The following is a 17,735-nucleotide window of genomic DNA, read 5'->3' on the forward strand; positions in this document are numbered from 1 at the left end:
TTTGGATTTGTTAGCTCTTATACTTCTCAAACCAAGCCAAGATACCCGCAATCTTTGCAATTAGATTACTTGGTTTGTTTGCAATACCATGAGACGCACCGGGAATACGGACCATTGCCGTTTCCACGCCCTCCAGCTTTAAAGCAGTATAAAATTGTTCTGACTCAGCAATTGGGGTACGATAATCTTCTTCGCCAGTGAGTAACATGGTCGGTGTGGTCACATTGGCTACGTAGGATAATGGAGAACGCCTGAAATAGCTCTCTGGATCTTCCCATGGCTTTTTTCCAAACCAATATTTAGAGAAAAAAGCAGCGCCGTCTGCATATAAGACAAAGCTTGTCCAGTTAATTACTGGTTTAGCTACCACTGCCGCTTTAAAGCGGTCTGTTTTACCAACGATCCATGCAGTCAATACACCGCCGCCACTACCACCGGTAACAAAAAGATTTTTTTCGTCTATAGAGCCTCTTTTTATTACAGCATCCACACCAGACATTAAATCCTCATAATCATGATTTGGATAGTCATGGTGTATCATGTTGCCGAACTCCTCCCCATAACTTGTACTTCCTCTTGGATTGCAATAGAGCACTACATAACCAGCCGCCGCATAAGCCTGTATTTCTGCCGAGTATACAGAACCGTAACTTGCAAAAGGGCCCCCGTGTATTTCGAGAATAAAGGGATATTTTTTGGAGAGATCAAAATTGGGAGGTGTTACGACCCATCCTTGAATTTTTTGTTGATCATATGATGATTCCCACCAAATCTCTTCTACATTTCCCAAATTTTTGAATGAGAACAAATCGTCATTTACAAAAGTGATTCTTTTCGAACCTTTTTTGTCATATACTCCTAAATCTGCTGGATGTTGGGTGCCGCCCAAAGTATATGCCAATCTATCTGTATTGGAAACTGTGAAGGTTGCTGCGTTATAAGGTCTTCCTAAAGATAATCCTCCCAAACCTTCAACTTTGGTGGATGTTGCCCCCGATAGTGACATATGGCCAATTTTGGTATCTCCTTTATCGTCATATTGAAAATACAGGCCTTTTCCATCTTTTGCCCATTGAATATTAGCAATGTTTCTATCAAAATCATTGGATATTTTCTTAGAATTGGCACCAGAAACATCCATGACATAGAGTTCATTCAATTGATACCCTTGCAATTTATCATCGAGTCCTATGTAAGCAATTTTAGTTCCGTCAGGGGATAAGGTAGGTGATTGATCTGGGCCATACCTACTGGTAAGTGCGTTTACCTTGTTATCCACCAAATTTAACTCATATACCTCGCTATTATTGGGTTCAAAAGCCTGATCTGGATTGAAATTGGCTGAAAAATACAGTTTGCTACCATCTTTTGACCAAATTGGCTTACCGTGGTCATAAGCTGTGCTTGTCAATTGTTTGGGAGTACCTCCGGTAATGGGTAAAGTAAATAACTGCATATTACCTCCTTTGATATACCCCTGTCCATCTCCTCTATAATTAAGTTTGTCAATATAAGTGGGAGGCTTGTTCCATTTTGCACCTTCTGGTTTTGCCGGCATTTTTACAATGGACTCTTCTTTTTTGGGTACGAACATATTAAATGCTAAGTATCGATCGTCATGCGACCATGCTATTTGTCCGGGAGCTTTTGGCGTATTGGTCAATGGTGCAATCTCTTTGGTGTCCATCCACATAAGGTAGACCTTCATTTTTTTATCTGACATGTTCGATTTAAAGATGATTTTCTTTCCATCATGTGACCATCTAGGATAAAAATCATTCTGATTGCCGTTTGTAATCGGTCTGTTGTTGGAACCGTCAAAATTGACCAACCAAATGTTGGACAGATTTCTATCGGTCATGACATCCTTAAAATTACGAACATATACAATCTGGTTGCCATCCGGAGAGATTTGCGGATCGGAAATATATTCCATGTTAAAAATGTCGATAAGTTCAAGATTGGATTTGGTTTGACCAAACGCAATTTGCCCTAAAAACAATAGGACGATAATACCTTTTAAAGCTGTTTTCAAAGTGATTGATTTAAGAAGTTTTAAGAGGAGTTAAGATACGTATTAAATTAAAAGATGGGATTCTTTGCGAGCTGCTTTTTTAGGCTCACCTAAAACCCCATTTTTGAAAATTGTTTTCGCATTAAAACTGAAAATAGATAAATTGTTCTCCACTGCCTTGTGCAATACAGATAAGAAAAAACATTGCTGCCCAACATATTCCTAACAGCCAAGGTGAAGTTTTTTCACTTACCGCTTTCATGTTGGTATTGCGCATTAACCAATGGCATATAAATAGCAATGTCACCACGATAAATACTTTTAAAATATCAAAAAGACCTAATATCTTGGCCCCTTCATCATTCATAAAAAGCATGGAGGCAATCATATTTTTAGCAGTTGAAAATTCTCTTGCCCTAAAAAACACCCAGGTAAAATTAACCAAGGTGTAGGTCAATAAGGCTAACAGAATCCCATTCCATGCATTTAGTTTAACGGTAAACACATTTTTAAGAAGTCGCTCCACTATAAGATAAGTGCCGTGTAATGCACCCCAAACAACAAAGGTCCATGCCGCGCCATGCCAAAGTCCGCCCAACAACATGGTGAGCATCAAGGCAACGTACATTCTTGTAATGCCAAACCGATTACCACCCAAGGGAATATAAAGGTAATCTCGCAGCCAGCTGGAGAGTGAAATATGCCAACGCTTCCATAGGTCACGGAATCCAATAGAGGCATAAGGAAACATAAAATTATCAGGAAGAACAATACCGAGCATTAAGGCGATACCAATAGCACAGGTTGAGTACCCAGCGAAATCGAAAAATATCTGCCCTGAAAAGGCAAGTGTTCCAGACCAAGCATCCCAAAAGTTTAGAATTTCTTTTGAACCAAAAACAGTATCCGATGTACTGGATAATAAGGTGTCCGCCAGTACCACTTTTTGAAATAAACCAATGGTGAGTAAAAACAATCCCCAAATAAATTGCTTTGCAGTAGCTTTTTTGGCTTCATAAAATTGACTGATAAGGTCCTTTGCCCTAACAATTGGTCCTGCCACCAATTGTGGAAAGAACGTTACATACAGAGCAAAGTCTAAAAAGGTTTTGGCAGGGCCAATTCTTTTCTTGTAAATGTCTATGGTGTATGACATGGTCTGAAAAGTATAGAACGAAATACCCATGGGCAGAATGATATCCATAGGTTGTGCTTTAAAATCCCAACCCACACTATTGGAAAGCAATACAAAGTTTTCCAACAGAAAATCTCCGTATTTAAAGAAGGCTAAAAAACCAAGGTTGACCACCATACTCAATAGCAACCACAGTTTTCTAACTTTTGGTCGTTCTTCTTTGGCCAATTTGTTACCTGCTGTCCAATCTACCATGGTGGAAATCCATAAAAGTAAAATTAGAGGAGGGTTCCATAGGCTATAAAAGACATAGCTAGCCAGTAGGAGCATTAGTTTTTTTTGCGTCCAGTTGAATAAAGGAGCATAATATAGAATCAATACTACCGTCAGGAAGACGATAAATCCTAGGGAATTGAATAACATGTTTTAGTTGGTTTTTTGTAAAAGGTTATCTTCTATTAGTTTGTTTACCAAGGCTTTGGTGTATGTTTTTGAGTCTTCAGCATTCATATGTGACCAATCTGGCAAGGTAGGTTTGGACATAAAGTCATAATTTTCAAAATGGTAAGCAGGACAATTCATTTGTTGAACAAATTTGTCCCATACCATACTTTTTGGCAGTATTCTTTTTGTGTGCTTGTTCCAACCGTTCTCCGCCTTATGTCTGATAAGAATAAGTTTGCCTCCTCTTTCTTGGAACTTTTTTGCTGCTACTTCATATTTTTTAAGAACTGTCGGAATCCCGTCTTTGATGATTTCATAATCTGGAATATGGGGCAAGAAAGAATTCCAAACATTTTGAACTTTCTCCGCAAACTCAGGTTTTGTTACCATTAAAGGGAACATCATCAAATTTCTATCCTCATCATTGGCGCTAAACTTTAAAAGTTTAAAACGGTTGTCAGGTCGCTCTTCTGTGGTGATATGAATTGTTTTTAGAAGTGATTTTAAATCGAGGTCATTGTAAAACTCCAGCTCTGATGATGTCAGCATCACCAAATGACGTTCTAAGGGTTTTGAAACCCAAAAACCTAGTTTTTGAGCATAGGTTTGATTGTGATAATGATTTACCCATATTTTGGCCTCTAAATTTCTTTGTTCCACTCCTGGCGAGAAGCAAAGGAGCGGGGTAATTCCCAAGATTAAGGTTCCATTGAAATTAGTGTTTTCAACAATATCCTCAAAAAACACCAATGGTGGTTTACCGTCTGTAGCGAGGTTAATAGGTTTAATACCTTGGGTCTCTTCCCAAACATGGGTGTTAAAATCAAACGCAGTTCTAGAAGAACCAATTATAACAATATCCTTATCGGTAGCTGATTCTACCTTTGCTCGGTGCTCTGCCCATAAATATCTATCATCTTCCAAATTGGCCTTATAATAATCTGGTTTGGAACGCCAATACATTTCCCATGCGGCTAGTCCTATAAAGCCAAGTATAATTGCTATTAAAAATGATTGCTTTAGGTTCATGTTGTCATTTCTTTATTACAATATACTATCAGATTTCATGATTTTGATAAATTCTTTGGTAAAGATATCGGCATCTTGTGCAGATAGATGCGACCATTCTGGTAGATGAAACCCCTGCAATTGGGGGTAATCTTCAAAGTGATAGGCTTTCACATTAGCTTTTTTCACCAACTCGTCCCAAAATTTGCTTCTGGGTGTAACGTTGTTTTCAAAATCCCTTAAGTAGCCCATAGATGGACAACGCAACAGGATTACTGTACCGCCCTTCTGTTTAAATTTTTTTAAATCTTCAAGAAAAAAAGCCATAGTTGATTCTTTATCTGGAGGTGGTCCTTCACCCGACATGAAAAATTGCCATACATTTTTTACGGTGTTTGCAAAAGTTGTGTCAGTTTCCATGCGTTTTTTCATCCGAACATTTCTATCGAGCCGTATGTTTTCAAAAGAGTGAAATGGAGGCATTGGATCAAAAGTTCGGTTACCAATTTTCACCTTGCCCAATAGTTCTTTTAAATTGAGGCCATCAACACCTTCAACCTCACTTATAAATGCTAAAGAACTTTGAAGGGGGATTGATAGTTTGTGATTTATACGTTGTGCATAGGTGCGATCATGAAAATGATTTACTCTAGCTTGAGGCCAAGCCCAAGGTGGAGCCTCTGGGTACGTAGTTGAAAAAAATAATCCAGGAGTCACACCTAGTACAATTGTACCATTATAGGGAGAGGTGTTAACAACATCATGAAAAAATGGCAAAGGAGAACAGCCTCCGGATGACAATTGTACTGGCTTGTTTCCAAGCATTTTTTTCCATACGTCCAATTGGATATCAAAGTGAACCCTGGAAGAGCCAATAAGAACAACACCTTCTTTGGACAGATCATCAACTTTAGAACGTTCTTGTGCCCAAAGGGCATCATTATCATCAATGGACTCAGAGAATCCCTGTGAACGCCAATACAATTCCCATGCAGATATGCTGATTGCTGTAACAACTAAGCCAATGACCAGTGATTTTTTTAAATGCATTATACTTTTTGGTTGGTTAATGTAAATAAAAAGTAGGGACACTTTCATGCCCCTACCTATGCTGAACACTAAATGCTATTCACTTGCTACCGCTTGTACTTTGCCATCACTACCACTTAAATCTGGTCTAAAAACCCATAATTCTTGCATATCGCCATTGGTTGCGGCTTCAAAATCCGTAAGAAAGGGTATAAAAGTACCTTCTCCATGCACTTCTTCAAACCATTGTGGAAATTTATCTTCTTCGCTCATCCAAGAAGAACTATCAAAGAAATTCACCCAGACCACATCTTGTCCATCCATGTTGTTCAATTCATTAAAGTATACTCCCCATTGTTGCCCTGGGTCTTTGGTTTTAAAGACTTTGGTCACTTTATCCAGAACAGCCATGAATTGTGTTTGCTTAAAACGTTTCATATCTAACATAAAAATGGCAAGGTTTTTAAGTTGAAAGTCTTTGGTGAAATTGGAACGTTCCATATCTGCCCTCCAATAATTTACTTCAGATTCTGCCAAAGCGTATGGCGCAACATTGGCATTCCAATCTGCGTTATGGCCATTTTCATCTCCTGGTGCATTGTCCATTGCACTCCAAGGTAATGGTCCCATACTCCAAATGTACTTCCCAAAGTTTTTCCCACTGGTTACAAAAAATACACTCGCTTGGTAAGCGCCTTCTGGATGATACTTTTGATTATGTGCTTTAAGCCCAGCTTCAAATTCAGTAATCTTTTCTGGGTGGGCAGTAAGCATAAGGTTAGTGAATACGCCATATTCTTGTGCTTCTTGCGCAAAAATTAAGCATGGCAATAGTAATAAGGTTAGAAATCCTTTTTTCATAATAGGTTGGTTTTAATTATTAGTAATTGTTTGTATTTGTTATTCGCTCGCTGAATTTTCTTCGGCCATTTTGGCCTCGGCCTCAATTTGTTGCAGTGTCAGCACAATTTCAGTAGGATCCCAATACCCTAATTCCCTTACAATTTTTCCTTCTGCAAATTGATATGTTAAATGAATAGGGATTGAAACTTCCTTGCCATTAGCGGCTAAGGTTCCACCCCAGTTTAACCAACAGTTTACCCAAGTTTCCCCATCATCTGTAACCACCATTTCATAGTCTTGATTTTCTTTTTGGAAACCTCTGCTGGAATAGTTGGTATCTGTTTGTTTGTGATAGTCCATGGTTTCACTGGGAGACATGGGATTATCTTTTGTATTGTAATAGGTTTTTGAGGTATCCGCATACATACTAGTATCAAATACTTTGCTATCATAATTAGCAATCAGTTTTTTGACGGTATCTATCTCGGGTGAGTTTTGGGTATACCGGACAGGTCCTTGTTGACATGCCATAAGCAGCGTTGCTGCAATGCAGGTAAAGAGTAGTTTTTTCATAAGGTTGATATTTAGTTGAATTAGCAATTCGTAATGGGTACTCTACAACTTGCTTAATTCCAAACATCATGTATCAATCTATACAACTGCAAGTAAGGGTCTACGTAAAAGGGGAACAAACCGAGAAAAAGTGGGGGAGGTATAGTGAAAATCTCAGCTATCTAATATAGTAAAAATCTGTTAATGAGCTATTTAATGGAAGCGTAAAATGAATTTTAGAGCGCAGAAACGCTAAATCCAAGGTGTTTTTCTTACAAGTATCATAATGATATACACCAAGAACAGTTGGCCTTACATTTCAATTCAACATTAGCGAAGGGTAAATAAAATCTGTAAGCAGTGATTCTGAATCTTTCTTCAGTGTCCAATTGTTATAATTCCCTGCAGTTATAACTACAATTAAATCATTTTTTTCGTCAATGTAAATTCGTTGACCGCCATTACCAACAGCGGAAGGAATTAGGTGGTTTTGCTTTTTGTTGATGGTTATGGCCTTAAATATCCAAAATTGATATCCATACCCCACATTATTGTTCCGGCCAAACCAAATATGCGGTTGTTTAGATTTTTGGGTCCATTCTTTGGATAAAATTTGATTTCCATTCCATTCCCCTTCATTAGCATACAGCATACCAAATTTCATTAAATCCCTGGAAGTTAAGCGAAGCCCGGATGCCGCTGCGGGTAGATTAATGCCTGGGAATTCAGTCCATTCAGACTTTTCTATCCCTAAAGGTAAAAACAAATGTTTTTTTGCAAATTCATGAATGTTTAAACCGCTGGTCTTTTCTATAATGGAGGCCAAAAGTTGAGTAGTGCCCCCATTGTATTCCCAAACTTCTCCAGGAATGGTTATAATGGGCCTGCTTAGCACAAACTCTATAGGGTCATCACTGGAGGTCATTAGAATTTCACTATTCCTAGGATCTGTATAAGGAACATTTTCATTCCATTCCATGCCCGTGGTCATGGTAAGCAGTGTCTCAACAGTAATTTGCGAGCGTAACCCTGTGTTATATTCCTCAAACTCCGGATAAAAGTCAAATACGCTTTGGGAGAGACTATCGATCATTTCCTTTTTCAATGCAATGCCTATACAGGCGGCAACAATACTTTTTGAGATGCTACGCACATCGTGAAGACTATCTTTGTGGTGACCAATTATTCCCAAATCATCGCCCCATAACTCATCCTTGCCCTTAAAGTAATTTTCGTAGACCAATTTGTTGTTCTTGAGAATCAAGACACTATGAATATTTGGGTAAGTTCCTTTTTGGACAGCATCTTCCATACTACTGATAAAAAGGGAATCCATATGGTTTTCTGTAAAACCACCTAACGGAAATTCAATTTCACTTTTTACCGTTGCATTAACTGGTTCTACTTTTTTGGTATCGTTGCATCCAGTTAGCAAGGTGATGATCAACAATGGAAGAAAATAGAAGGTAATGTGGTTTGATTGCATTTCAGTAATATTTGATAATTAGCCACTTCAAAGACAATACATTATTCCATATGTTACACAGCACTATGATTTAATGATCAACTTAACTTCAAAAAACCCCAAAGCATGAAAACATCACTTTGGGGTTTAACCAACCTAAACAAAAACTACTCAAACGTATATGTGCTTTCTACCTTTTCGGTAACCCTGAAATATCCATACGGAACATTATCTGGGTTATCAATATTTATGCAATTGCCAACTAATGCTACGGGAGTTGCACTGAATGGATCTCCTGCGCCTTCAAATTGTTCTATTAAAAGTTGAAGATAGTTGTAGTAATCCTCGGAGGCGCTGAGCAAAATAATATCCACAACATCACCAGGTTGAAATTCTTCAATATTATCTTCTTCATCTTCGGTTTTTTCGTAGAGAAAAGTAGCCTCATTGCCATCAATAAATTCATCCTTAATGTAAAAAAGCTCTGGTAGTAGATCATTTCTGCTCTGAAACCTCAGGAAATAGTAGTTTTCAATATCAGCCGGATCTTGAAATGACACATTTACTTCAAGGGCCTCATCATCATCACCATCCTCTCTGGATTGTGTAATGGAAGAAATATCGGTTACGGGCAATAAGGTTTCAGTGGCTGTGTAGCGTTCGTTCTGGTAGACCACTTCGAGCGAATACGAATTGCCGAATACCGGCACAAAAGAGGAAGTGGTATATTGTCCATTGCCCTGGTCTTCAAAATTGAATACTGCTCCCGAACTGTTGTTCGTTACTTGAACACTTGCACCGGTTACCGATGGCTTGGCTTGGCTATCAAAGAAAGGAGTGGATGTGCTAAGCAAAATGGTCTGCTCATTACCAGCTGTTCCCTTTTCCCAGTCCAATGAAGCTTCAATAGTTAGTCGGATGGGACCTTCTGGAACATCAACTTCAACAACATCTGTACATGATGTATTTACCGCTAAGAAAGTACTAATTAAGATTTTATAGTATAGTTTCATCGTTTTAGAATTTAAAATTATAGGTGACTGAAGGAACAATTCCGAAGATTGCCGTACGGGTCGCTTCGTTGGCTCCGGTTTCAAAATTTTGTCCAAATGAAATGGAAGCAGCATTCTTTCGATTGAACACATTGTAAATGCCAAAGACCCATTCGCCCTTCCATTTTTTATCAGGTCTTTTGTTGGGTTTGTAGGTTGCGGAAACATCCAAACGGTAATAAGCAGGCAATCTATCTGCATTACGGTCTGAATAACTAGCGATGGAAATACCTTCATATTGGTATTGCCCATTTGGATACGTAACGGGTCTACCCGTTTGAAAAATAGTATTTGCGCCAAAACTCCACTTGTCATTGAATTTATAGGCGGCGGTAACCGAAATATCGTGTGTTCTATCAAAAGGAGTATTATACCAATCGCCGTTATTGATTCCAGGGCCACCGGCGATATCACCCGGAGTTCTTTGCTCAGACTTGGACAAGGTATACGCTATCCATCCTGTCAACCTACCCTCATTCTTCCGCATAAGCAACTCAAGGCCATAGGCTCTTGATTCGCCGTTTAAAATCTCTTGTTCTATGGTATTGTTACCAATTAAATCCGATCCATCAATATAATCGATTCGATTATCTACGGTTTTATAATACACCTCCGCCTCTAGGGAATACATTTTATCCTTAAAATTTCTGAAATACCCAAGGGCATACTGATCAGATAGTTGTGGTTTGATGTACTTGCCGCTCGGTGTCCAAACATCTAAAGGAGTTACTGAAGAAGTATTGGATAGTAAGTGTATGTACTGCGCTGCCCTGGAATATCCCATCTTTACTGAAGAATAATCGTTGAGTTGATAGGCTAAGGCAAGACGAGGTTCAAAATTGCTGAACGTTTCTATGCTTTCACTTTTCTTAAAAATAGTTTCACTAATGGGGTCTGCCCTTTGATAAAACTGTAGCGTTGGGTTATACACTAAAGGTTGATCATTTTGATATATGGAAAGAGGCTGTCCGCCCATTCTATTAAAATGACTGAAACGTATCCCGTATTGGGCGGTTAAATTATCTGTGAGTCTATGCTCTGCATTAACATAGGCTGCACTTTCAAGGGCACGTTTCTTGTCCAACTGCAATTCATTGATAGCAGAATCGGGCCCCGTTGGTTTTATTTGGCCGGGATCAAACTCATATTTTATCGTACTAACACCAAAATCTAATTTGAATGCATCACTGAAGTAATATTTTAGGTCATACTTTGCGTTATAGTTTTTGATGGAAGAAATCCAATCAAATTCAAAATCCTCAATCCCCAGCTCATAATCGTATTTGCTATAAATCAAGGATAGATTTGAGAACAACCTGTCGTTAAAAATATGGTTCCACCTTAAGTTTCCGGATGCATTACCGTAACTGCTACTGAACGAGCCATCAAAGTCAAAAACATCGCGGCCAAAATACCCTGAAAGGAATAGTTTGTTATTATCATTAAGGTTGTAGTTTGTTTTAAGGTTTAAATCGTAAAAACTGACACTATTTTTCTCCCCTGCCAATTTTAAGAATAAATGTGCATACGAGCCTCTACCTGCCACAAGAAAAGAACCACGATTATTGAACATAGGACCCTCAGCGGCAAGCCGGCTTGATATTACGCCAACACCACCTGTTAGAGCGAAGTTTTTACTGTTTCCATCTTTTTGTCGCACATCGAGAACGGAAGATACACGTCCACCAAACTTGGCCGGGATGCCCCCTTTGTATAATTTAAGATCCTTTACCGCGTCTGCATTAAAAACAGAGAAGAATCCCAACATATGGGAGGTATTGTAGATGATTGCTTCATCCAAGAGCACCAAATTCTGGTCTACGGCACCACCTCTAACATGAAAACCGCTTGATCCTTCTCCATTGCTAGTAACCCCTGGTAGCACTTGAAGTGATTTGATCACATCTACTTCACCTAAAACTACTGGCATCTGCTTGACTGTTTTTACGTTTAGTTTAGAGACACTCATTTCAGGTTTTCTTAGAATTGCGCGCTCCGGTTCTTCGGCAGTGACCTCCACTTCATCTAATTGTGTAGAAAACTCCTCGATTTCAATATCAATCTTCTGGTTTTTGTCCAATGTAACAGTCATGGTAATTTCCTTATAGCCCAAATGGGAGAAAACCAAGGTGTAGGAACCTTCAGGGGCACTTATGGAGTAGAATCCATATTCGTTGGTAATAGCTCCGATGGTTGTTCCCTCTAAAAAAATGGAAGTGCCAAATAAGGTTTCCCCATTTATTTTATCGGTTACGTTCCCACTAATGGTGTAATTGTTTTGTGCATGTGCTAGTGATACGCCTAGCATTAGAAATAAACCGATGCATAACGTTATCAGCTTATGTCTTTCCTTCTTTTGTTTCATTTTGTTTTTTGATTTATGATTAAAAGCAAACCGAAATATGATTTGTTCCACCTAATGACATTTGAAAAAAAAAAAGGTTGCATCAAAACGAAAAGAAATATTATGAACAAGGGATTTATATTGAAGTACGTAGCAGGTTTTTGTATTGTAAACCTCAAACACCCTGTAAATTAGGTGTTCATATGAGCTCATATGTCGTTTAGCTAAGAATCCAATGTTTGCCAAAAAAGATTAGTTAAATTCAAACCGGCAAACACAAAAATCAATTTAAATGAACAGATTCCTCATTCTACTGGCCATTGCTTTTTCTTTAACGGCATGTACTGAAAAAAATAAGATTCCGGTATATGCATGGATTAGCGGCCCCGGTGAAGCTACAGATAAAGAACTTGTTACCCAGTTTACGGATCTTAAGGAAAAAGGTATAGATGGGTTAATGTATAATGGTGGACATGACCCTGAAACATACAAGAGGGTTGGAAAACTGGTAAAAGAAGCTGGGATGGAATTCCATACTTGGATTCCTACCATGGTACAAGGTGAAAATCCAAAACTGAAAAAGGAATGGTATGCTGTAAATGGTTTAGGAGAATCAGCTTTTGAAAAACCAGCCTATGTGCCGCATTACACATTTCTTTGTCCCAATAAAGACGGAGTTTATGACTTTTTATCCAACTTATACGGTGGAATTGCCGAACTGGATGAGGTAGATGGAATACACTTGGATTATATCCGTTTCCCTGATGTGATTTTGGCAAGAGGGCTTTGGGAGAAGTATGGACTGGTCATGGATATAGAACATCCCCAATTTGATTATTGTTATTGTGATAAATGCACTTCAGATTTTAAAGCAAAGTCAGGGATAGATATTAAAGAGGTAGAAGATCCATCTCAAGTTACGGAATGGAAACAGTTTAGATATGACCTTATTACCAATATGGTCAATCGTTTAACAGAAGTGGTTCATTCCAAAAACAAAAAAATCAATGCCGCTGTGTTCCCTGGCCCTACAATTGCCAAAAAATTGGTAAGACAAGAATGGAATACATGGGATTTGGATGCGGTGTACCCAATGAACTATAATGATTTTTACTTAAAAGGGCCAAAATGGGTCGGTGAAATGACCAAGGAAGAAGTAGCTGCTGCCAAAAATGGAGCTCCAGTATACAGTGGTCTATTTATTTGTCCTAATCCAGAAAAGAAGGGGAGTGAAAAAGACCCAGAAAACCACGGCTTACTTCCAGAAGAAATAGGTGAAGCCATAACAGTTTCAATGCAAAATGGCGCAACTGGTATTTGCTTGTTTACTCCTGGTAGAATGACGGATGCGCATTGGGAAGCTTTTGAAGAAGCTATTTATAAAGATTATAGTAGTCAGTAATTAATATTGTTTAGTAGCGTAGTTTGAGCCCGACAGCCGATTTAAGGTTGGCGGGCTTTTTTATTTACCACTGAGAACAACCCATCCCTAAAAAACTACAATTCAGTAAGTCTTTTTGTTGAAACCCTTCGTTGTACCGCAGTTTTGTAGTAACAATAATCAAAAAACGAACAGTTATGCAAACACTAGCAAAAATTTTAATCCTGTTATTTGTTGGAGCACTTAGTGCACAGGACCAGTACACCAAAGGAATGGAAAAAGCTTTTCAACTCTGGCAAGACCAGAAACCAACAGAAGCAGCTAATCTCTTTGAGCGAATTGCTATGGCAGAACAGGACAATTGGCTGCCACACTATTATGTTGCGCAGATAAATACTATTAATTCTTTTGGTGAAACGGACCTCGAGAAATTATCCAAAAAATTGGACAAGGCAAAGGAGTTTATAGATTTAGCTAAAGCTGTTTCGCCAGATAATCCTGAAATTTTAGTGCAAGAAGCTATGATCAATACTGCTTGGATCGCTTTTGATGGTGCAACTTATGGAATGACATTATCTGGTAAAAATGCACAGCTTTATCAGAAGGCGATGGAATTGGCCCCAGAAAACCCAAGGGTCATCTTTTCAAAAGCGGAATGGGATATGGGGAGTGCCAGATATTTTGGTAAGGATACTACACCATATTGCCAAGATATAGAAAGGGCCTTGGAACTTTTTGCTACCTTTAAATCGGAAACACCATTCTATCCTGGATGGGGAAAGGAAAGAGCTGAGCAGGTATTGGCACAGTGCAAATAGAAGAATATGAAGAATTTTTTGAAGGTTTTAGGACTTTCTTTGATCATTACAGTTGTTGTTGCCATTCTCAGCATTTTTATTTTTGGGAATGGCAACTTTTCCTTGGAATATATCACACAACAAATAGTGATAAGTTTTATTTTCTCATTTGGTTTAACAGCTGTAAACTCTTATTTCCATGATGCTGTAAACCATCGTTATAAATGGGAGAACAATCCCAAAAAACGTTTATGGATAGGTGCTGTAGGATCTCTTGTGCTTACCATTGCGGTTTTTGCACTGTTGCGTTTTTGCATTTACTACTATTTCACAGGCAACGCTCTTGGGGAGTTCATCGGAAATGAGAAATTGACCCCATATTTGATTGCATTGGTCATTACGCTTATAGCTTCCCTTTTTACACATGCCTTTTATTTTTATCGTGCTTTACAAAAGAAAGAGGTTAAAAAACAAAAAATCATTGCAGGTAGTGCTTCGGCTAGATTCGATGCCTTAAAAAACCAATTAGACCCGCATTTTCTTTTTAATAGCTTAAATGTGTTGACCAGTCTTATAGAAGAGGATCCAGATCAAGCACAAAAGTTCACCACTTCATTGTCCAAAGTGTATAGATATGTTCTAGAACAAAAAAATAAAGACCTGGTCATGGTAGATGAGGAACTCAATTTTGCAAGGACTTATGTGAGGCTTTTAAAAATGCGTTTTGAGGACAGCATTGTTTTTGATATTCCTGAAAAATCTAGCATGCCAGAGGCGCGAATAGTACCGTTATCCCTTCAATTATTGCTTGAAAATGCGGTAAAACATAATGTGGTTACATCTACCAGACCGTTACATATTAGCGTGAGCGAAGAAAATGGAATGCTGGTGGTAAGCAATAACCTTCAACAAAAACAGGTAGTTAAAAAGAGTAGTGGGGTGGGACTTCAGAATATAAAGGAACGCTATGAAATTTTAACGGACAGAGAGGTAAGTATAACTAAAACTGCTTCGAAATTTAGTGTAGCGATTCCTATATTGACCAAACAGTTAACTATTGTTGAAACGCAGGAAACCCATATTGCGGAAAAACGTTACTTAAAGGCTAAGGAACGGGTCAAGGCTATTAAAGATTTCTATACAAACCTGATTACATATTGTATTGTAATTCCATTTCTATGGTGGATTAATTTAAAGACCACAGATTTCATGTGGGCGTTATTTCCAACCATAGGTTGGGGATTTGGTGTTATTGCACATGGCATGGAAGCATATGGCTACAACCCACTCTGGGGCAAAAGATGGGAGGAAAGAAAAATTCAAGAATTAATGGACAAGGATGAATTTTAAAGTTCTTCTTAAAGCTTGGTCATCGGAATGTAAAACACAAATAATTTACTTGCTATCTCCCCCATATTTGTTGTGTAACTACAATTCATCCTTCAAAAATAACAGTTCACGAATCTACTTTTTTAAGAGCCTCCCTTTATATCGAAATTTGATTCATAATTAAAAACAAGAAATCAATCAAAAACATACGATATGGAAAATTTTAACGAATACCAGTTTACCAGAGCAAAGGAAAAGGTAGATAATATCAAATCCTTCTATTCCAATTTGTTAAGCTATTGCATTGTAATCCCAGTTTTGGCCTATATAAATTATAGAACCACAAGCTTTGTATGGGCCATTTTTCCTGCCTTTGGATGGGGAGTTGGTCTATTGGCACATTGGATGAAAGCTTATGGTTACAATCCGATATTAGGCAAGAATTGGGAAGAACGCAAAATAAAGGAATTCATGAACCAGAATGAGTTCTAATGAATCAGTATATTTAAATGTACATCCTAATAAAATAATGAACATGGAAAACTTAAATAAAGAGAGCAGATATATAAAGGCAAAAGAGCGTGTAGATGTACTGAAAAAGTTCTATGCCAATCTCTGGACATATATTATGGTTATCTCTGCCTTGGCCTTGATCAATTATTTAACCAACGGATTTCGCTATATGTGGTTTCTATGGGCCGCTTTTGGATGGGGCATAGGGGTTATTTTTCACGCCATAGGCACCTTCAATCTTAATCCCTTTTTTGGAAAGAGCTGGGAAGAGCGGAAAATTAAGGAATTTATGGAGGAAGATGAGAAAACTAAAAAGTGGAAGTAATCATGGAAAATTTTGAAAAAGAGAAACTAAAAAGAGCCAAAAAGCAGATTGGTGAATTAAAAGGATTCTATTCCCATTTGGCTATTTACATAGTAATCAATACGTTCATTCTTATAAATATTTACTTGAAGACCGATGATTTTTGGCAATGGCAACACTTCGTAACCCTTTTTGCTTGGGGAATTGGAGTTTTCTTCCATGCCTCCAAGGTGTTCAATTACAATCCGTTTTTTGGAAGGAATTGGGAAGAAAGGCAGATTCAAAAATATATCGACAAGGACAAAAAAGAAATGGATAAATACAAGTAAGATGAAAGAAGTACCAACAAGTATGGAAAGGGCCAAGAAAAGAGTGGCATGTCTAAAGAAATTTTACAATCACCTAAGCATATACATTATCGTAAACATCCTGTTATTAGGCATTAAGGCATATTTTATGGGCTTTTTCGAGAGTAACGGCTTAGAGCAAACCGATTTATCTAAATGGGTGGTTTGGAATATAGTATCCACACCGGTTATCTGGGGGTTCTTTCTTGCAATACATGCTGCCAAGGTGTTCAGCCACCCTATGGTCAGAAAATGGGAGGAAAGACAAATTCAAAAGTATATAGATAAAGAGGAAAATGACGCTACTCAATTCTAAAAATTATTTAAATTAAGAATAATGAATGTAATCATCATTGAAGATGAAAAACCGGCTGCAAGAAGATTAAACCGTTTACTTGCAGATTTAAATGTTGAGGTTTCCACAATGTTGCATTCTGTTGAAGAATCAATTGAATGGTTCCAAAACAATCCGCATCCTGATTTAATTTTTCTTGATATCCAATTATCCGATGGTCTTTCTTTTGAAATATTTGATATCATTGAGGTGAAAAGCGCAATCATTTTCACCACTGCTTTTGATGAATATGCACTCCAGGCATTCAAGCTAAATAGCATCGATTATTTGTTAAAACCAATCGACGATGAAGAGTTGGAAAGTGCTGTAAAAAAGTACCAGGATTTTAAGCCAGAAAACCAAAAGATTTCAGTCGATTTTAATGACATAAAAAAGCTGTTGACCAACCCTTTGGAGCGCGAATACAAAAAACGATTTACAGTGAAGGTGGGGCAGCATTTGAAAATTATAAATGCGGATGAGGTAGAATGTTTTTACAGTGAGAACAAAGGTACCTATGCCGCTACATCGGATGGTAGAAATTATTTATTGGATACAACGCTTGAGCAATTGGAGGAGGAGCTATCTCCAAAAGTTTTCTTTAGGATCAGTCGAAAATTTTATGTGAACATCAATCACATCAACGACATCATTTCGTACACTAATTCAAGGCTTCAAATCAAGCTAAATCGCTATAGTGAGCAGGAAATCATTGTAAGTCGAGAGCGTGTTAGGGACTTTAAGTTGTGGTTGGAATAGAATATTTTAAAAAACTGATTATCAATTATTTAATTGTAATAATAAATCTCCATAGATTTTTCTTATGATAGCTTTTTTGCTTAAA

General features: G+C 37.9%; 17 protein-coding genes. 8 read left to right on the forward strand and 9 right to left on the reverse strand.

Annotated elements, in window-relative coordinates; all coding sequences use genetic code 11:
- Positions 1-10: 10 nt before the first annotated feature.
- The 9 genes from FVB32_RS11825 to FVB32_RS11865 all read right to left on the reverse strand — a co-directional run bounded on the left by FVB32_RS11825 (position 11) and on the right by FVB32_RS11865 (position 11,907).
- Positions 11-2,035, reverse strand: a complete 2,025-nt coding sequence (locus FVB32_RS11825; RefSeq protein WP_246139880.1) for a S9 family peptidase — start codon at positions 2,033-2,035, stop codon at positions 11-13.
- A 121-nt stretch (positions 2,036-2,156) separates the two neighbouring features.
- Entirely contained in the window at positions 2,157-3,572 is a 1,416-nt protein-coding gene (locus tag FVB32_RS11830) for an MBOAT family O-acyltransferase (RefSeq protein WP_147744004.1), read from the reverse strand.
- Positions 3,573-3,575: 3 nt separating this feature from the next.
- Positions 3,576-4,622, reverse strand: coding sequence for a hypothetical protein (locus FVB32_RS11835; protein ID WP_147744005.1), 1,047 nt, complete (start codon positions 4,620-4,622; stop codon positions 3,576-3,578).
- Positions 4,623-4,637: 15 nt separating this feature from the next.
- On the reverse strand, positions 4,638-5,651 hold the full coding sequence (locus FVB32_RS11840) for a hypothetical protein (RefSeq protein ID WP_147744006.1): 1,014 nt from the start codon (positions 5,649-5,651) through the stop codon (positions 4,638-4,640).
- Between the two features lie 75 nt (positions 5,652-5,726).
- On the reverse strand, positions 5,727-6,491 hold the full coding sequence (locus FVB32_RS11845) for a hypothetical protein (RefSeq protein WP_147744007.1): 765 nt from the start codon (positions 6,489-6,491) through the stop codon (positions 5,727-5,729).
- 39 nt (positions 6,492-6,530) lie between these two features.
- Positions 6,531-7,046 carry a nuclear transport factor 2 family protein gene (locus FVB32_RS11850; protein ID WP_147744008.1) on the reverse strand — a complete coding sequence of 172 codons (516 nt, stop codon included), beginning with the start codon at positions 7,044-7,046 and terminating at the stop codon, positions 6,531-6,533.
- 298 nt (positions 7,047-7,344) lie between these two features.
- Positions 7,345-8,511 (reverse strand): serine hydrolase domain-containing protein, encoded by a 1,167-nt coding sequence (locus tag FVB32_RS11855; RefSeq protein WP_147744009.1) that lies wholly within the window; start codon positions 8,509-8,511, stop codon positions 7,345-7,347.
- A gap of 146 nt (positions 8,512-8,657) precedes the next feature.
- Positions 8,658-9,503, reverse strand: a complete 846-nt coding sequence (locus FVB32_RS11860) for a DUF4249 domain-containing protein (RefSeq protein WP_147744010.1) — start codon at positions 9,501-9,503, stop codon at positions 8,658-8,660.
- 4 nt (positions 9,504-9,507) lie between these two features.
- Entirely contained in the window at positions 9,508-11,907 is a 2,400-nt protein-coding gene (locus FVB32_RS11865; RefSeq protein ID WP_147744011.1) for a TonB-dependent receptor, read from the reverse strand.
- 271 nt (positions 11,908-12,178) lie between these two features.
- On the opposite strand from FVB32_RS11865, the gene FVB32_RS11870 reads away from it, so the two are divergent.
- The 8 genes from FVB32_RS11870 (at position 12,179) to FVB32_RS11905 (ending at position 17,650) form a co-directional block, all read left to right on the forward strand.
- Positions 12,179-13,288 (forward strand): glycoside hydrolase family 10 protein, encoded by a 1,110-nt coding sequence (locus FVB32_RS11870; protein WP_147744012.1) that lies wholly within the window; start codon positions 12,179-12,181, stop codon positions 13,286-13,288.
- A gap of 176 nt (positions 13,289-13,464) precedes the next feature.
- Positions 13,465-14,085: a tetratricopeptide repeat protein gene (locus FVB32_RS11875; RefSeq protein WP_147744013.1), complete on the forward strand. Its 621-nt coding sequence runs from the start codon at positions 13,465-13,467 to the stop codon at positions 14,083-14,085.
- Positions 14,086-14,091: 6 nt separating this feature from the next.
- Entirely contained in the window at positions 14,092-15,414 is a 1,323-nt protein-coding gene (locus tag FVB32_RS11880) for a 2TM domain-containing protein (RefSeq protein ID WP_147744014.1), read from the forward strand.
- A gap of 192 nt (positions 15,415-15,606) precedes the next feature.
- Positions 15,607-15,885, forward strand: a complete 279-nt coding sequence (locus tag FVB32_RS11885) for a 2TM domain-containing protein (protein ID WP_147744015.1) — start codon at positions 15,607-15,609, stop codon at positions 15,883-15,885.
- 43 nt (positions 15,886-15,928) lie between these two features.
- Positions 15,929-16,231, forward strand: coding sequence for a 2TM domain-containing protein (locus FVB32_RS11890; RefSeq protein WP_147744016.1), 303 nt, complete (start codon positions 15,929-15,931; stop codon positions 16,229-16,231).
- Positions 16,232-16,233: 2 nt separating this feature from the next.
- Positions 16,234-16,539 carry a 2TM domain-containing protein gene (locus FVB32_RS11895; protein WP_147744017.1) on the forward strand — a complete coding sequence of 102 codons (306 nt, stop codon included), beginning with the start codon at positions 16,234-16,236 and terminating at the stop codon, positions 16,537-16,539.
- Position 16,540: 1 nt separating this feature from the next.
- Positions 16,541-16,873: a 2TM domain-containing protein gene (locus tag FVB32_RS11900; protein WP_187269565.1), complete on the forward strand. Its 333-nt coding sequence runs from the start codon at positions 16,541-16,543 to the stop codon at positions 16,871-16,873.
- Between the two features lie 21 nt (positions 16,874-16,894).
- Positions 16,895-17,650, forward strand: a complete 756-nt coding sequence (locus tag FVB32_RS11905; protein WP_147744019.1) for a LytR/AlgR family response regulator transcription factor — start codon at positions 16,895-16,897, stop codon at positions 17,648-17,650.
- Positions 17,651-17,735 lie beyond the last annotated feature (85 nt).

The sequence above is a fragment of the Flagellimonas hymeniacidonis genome (assembly GCF_008040165.1).
GTDB lineage: Bacteria > Bacteroidota > Bacteroidia > Flavobacteriales > Flavobacteriaceae > Flagellimonas > Flagellimonas hymeniacidonis.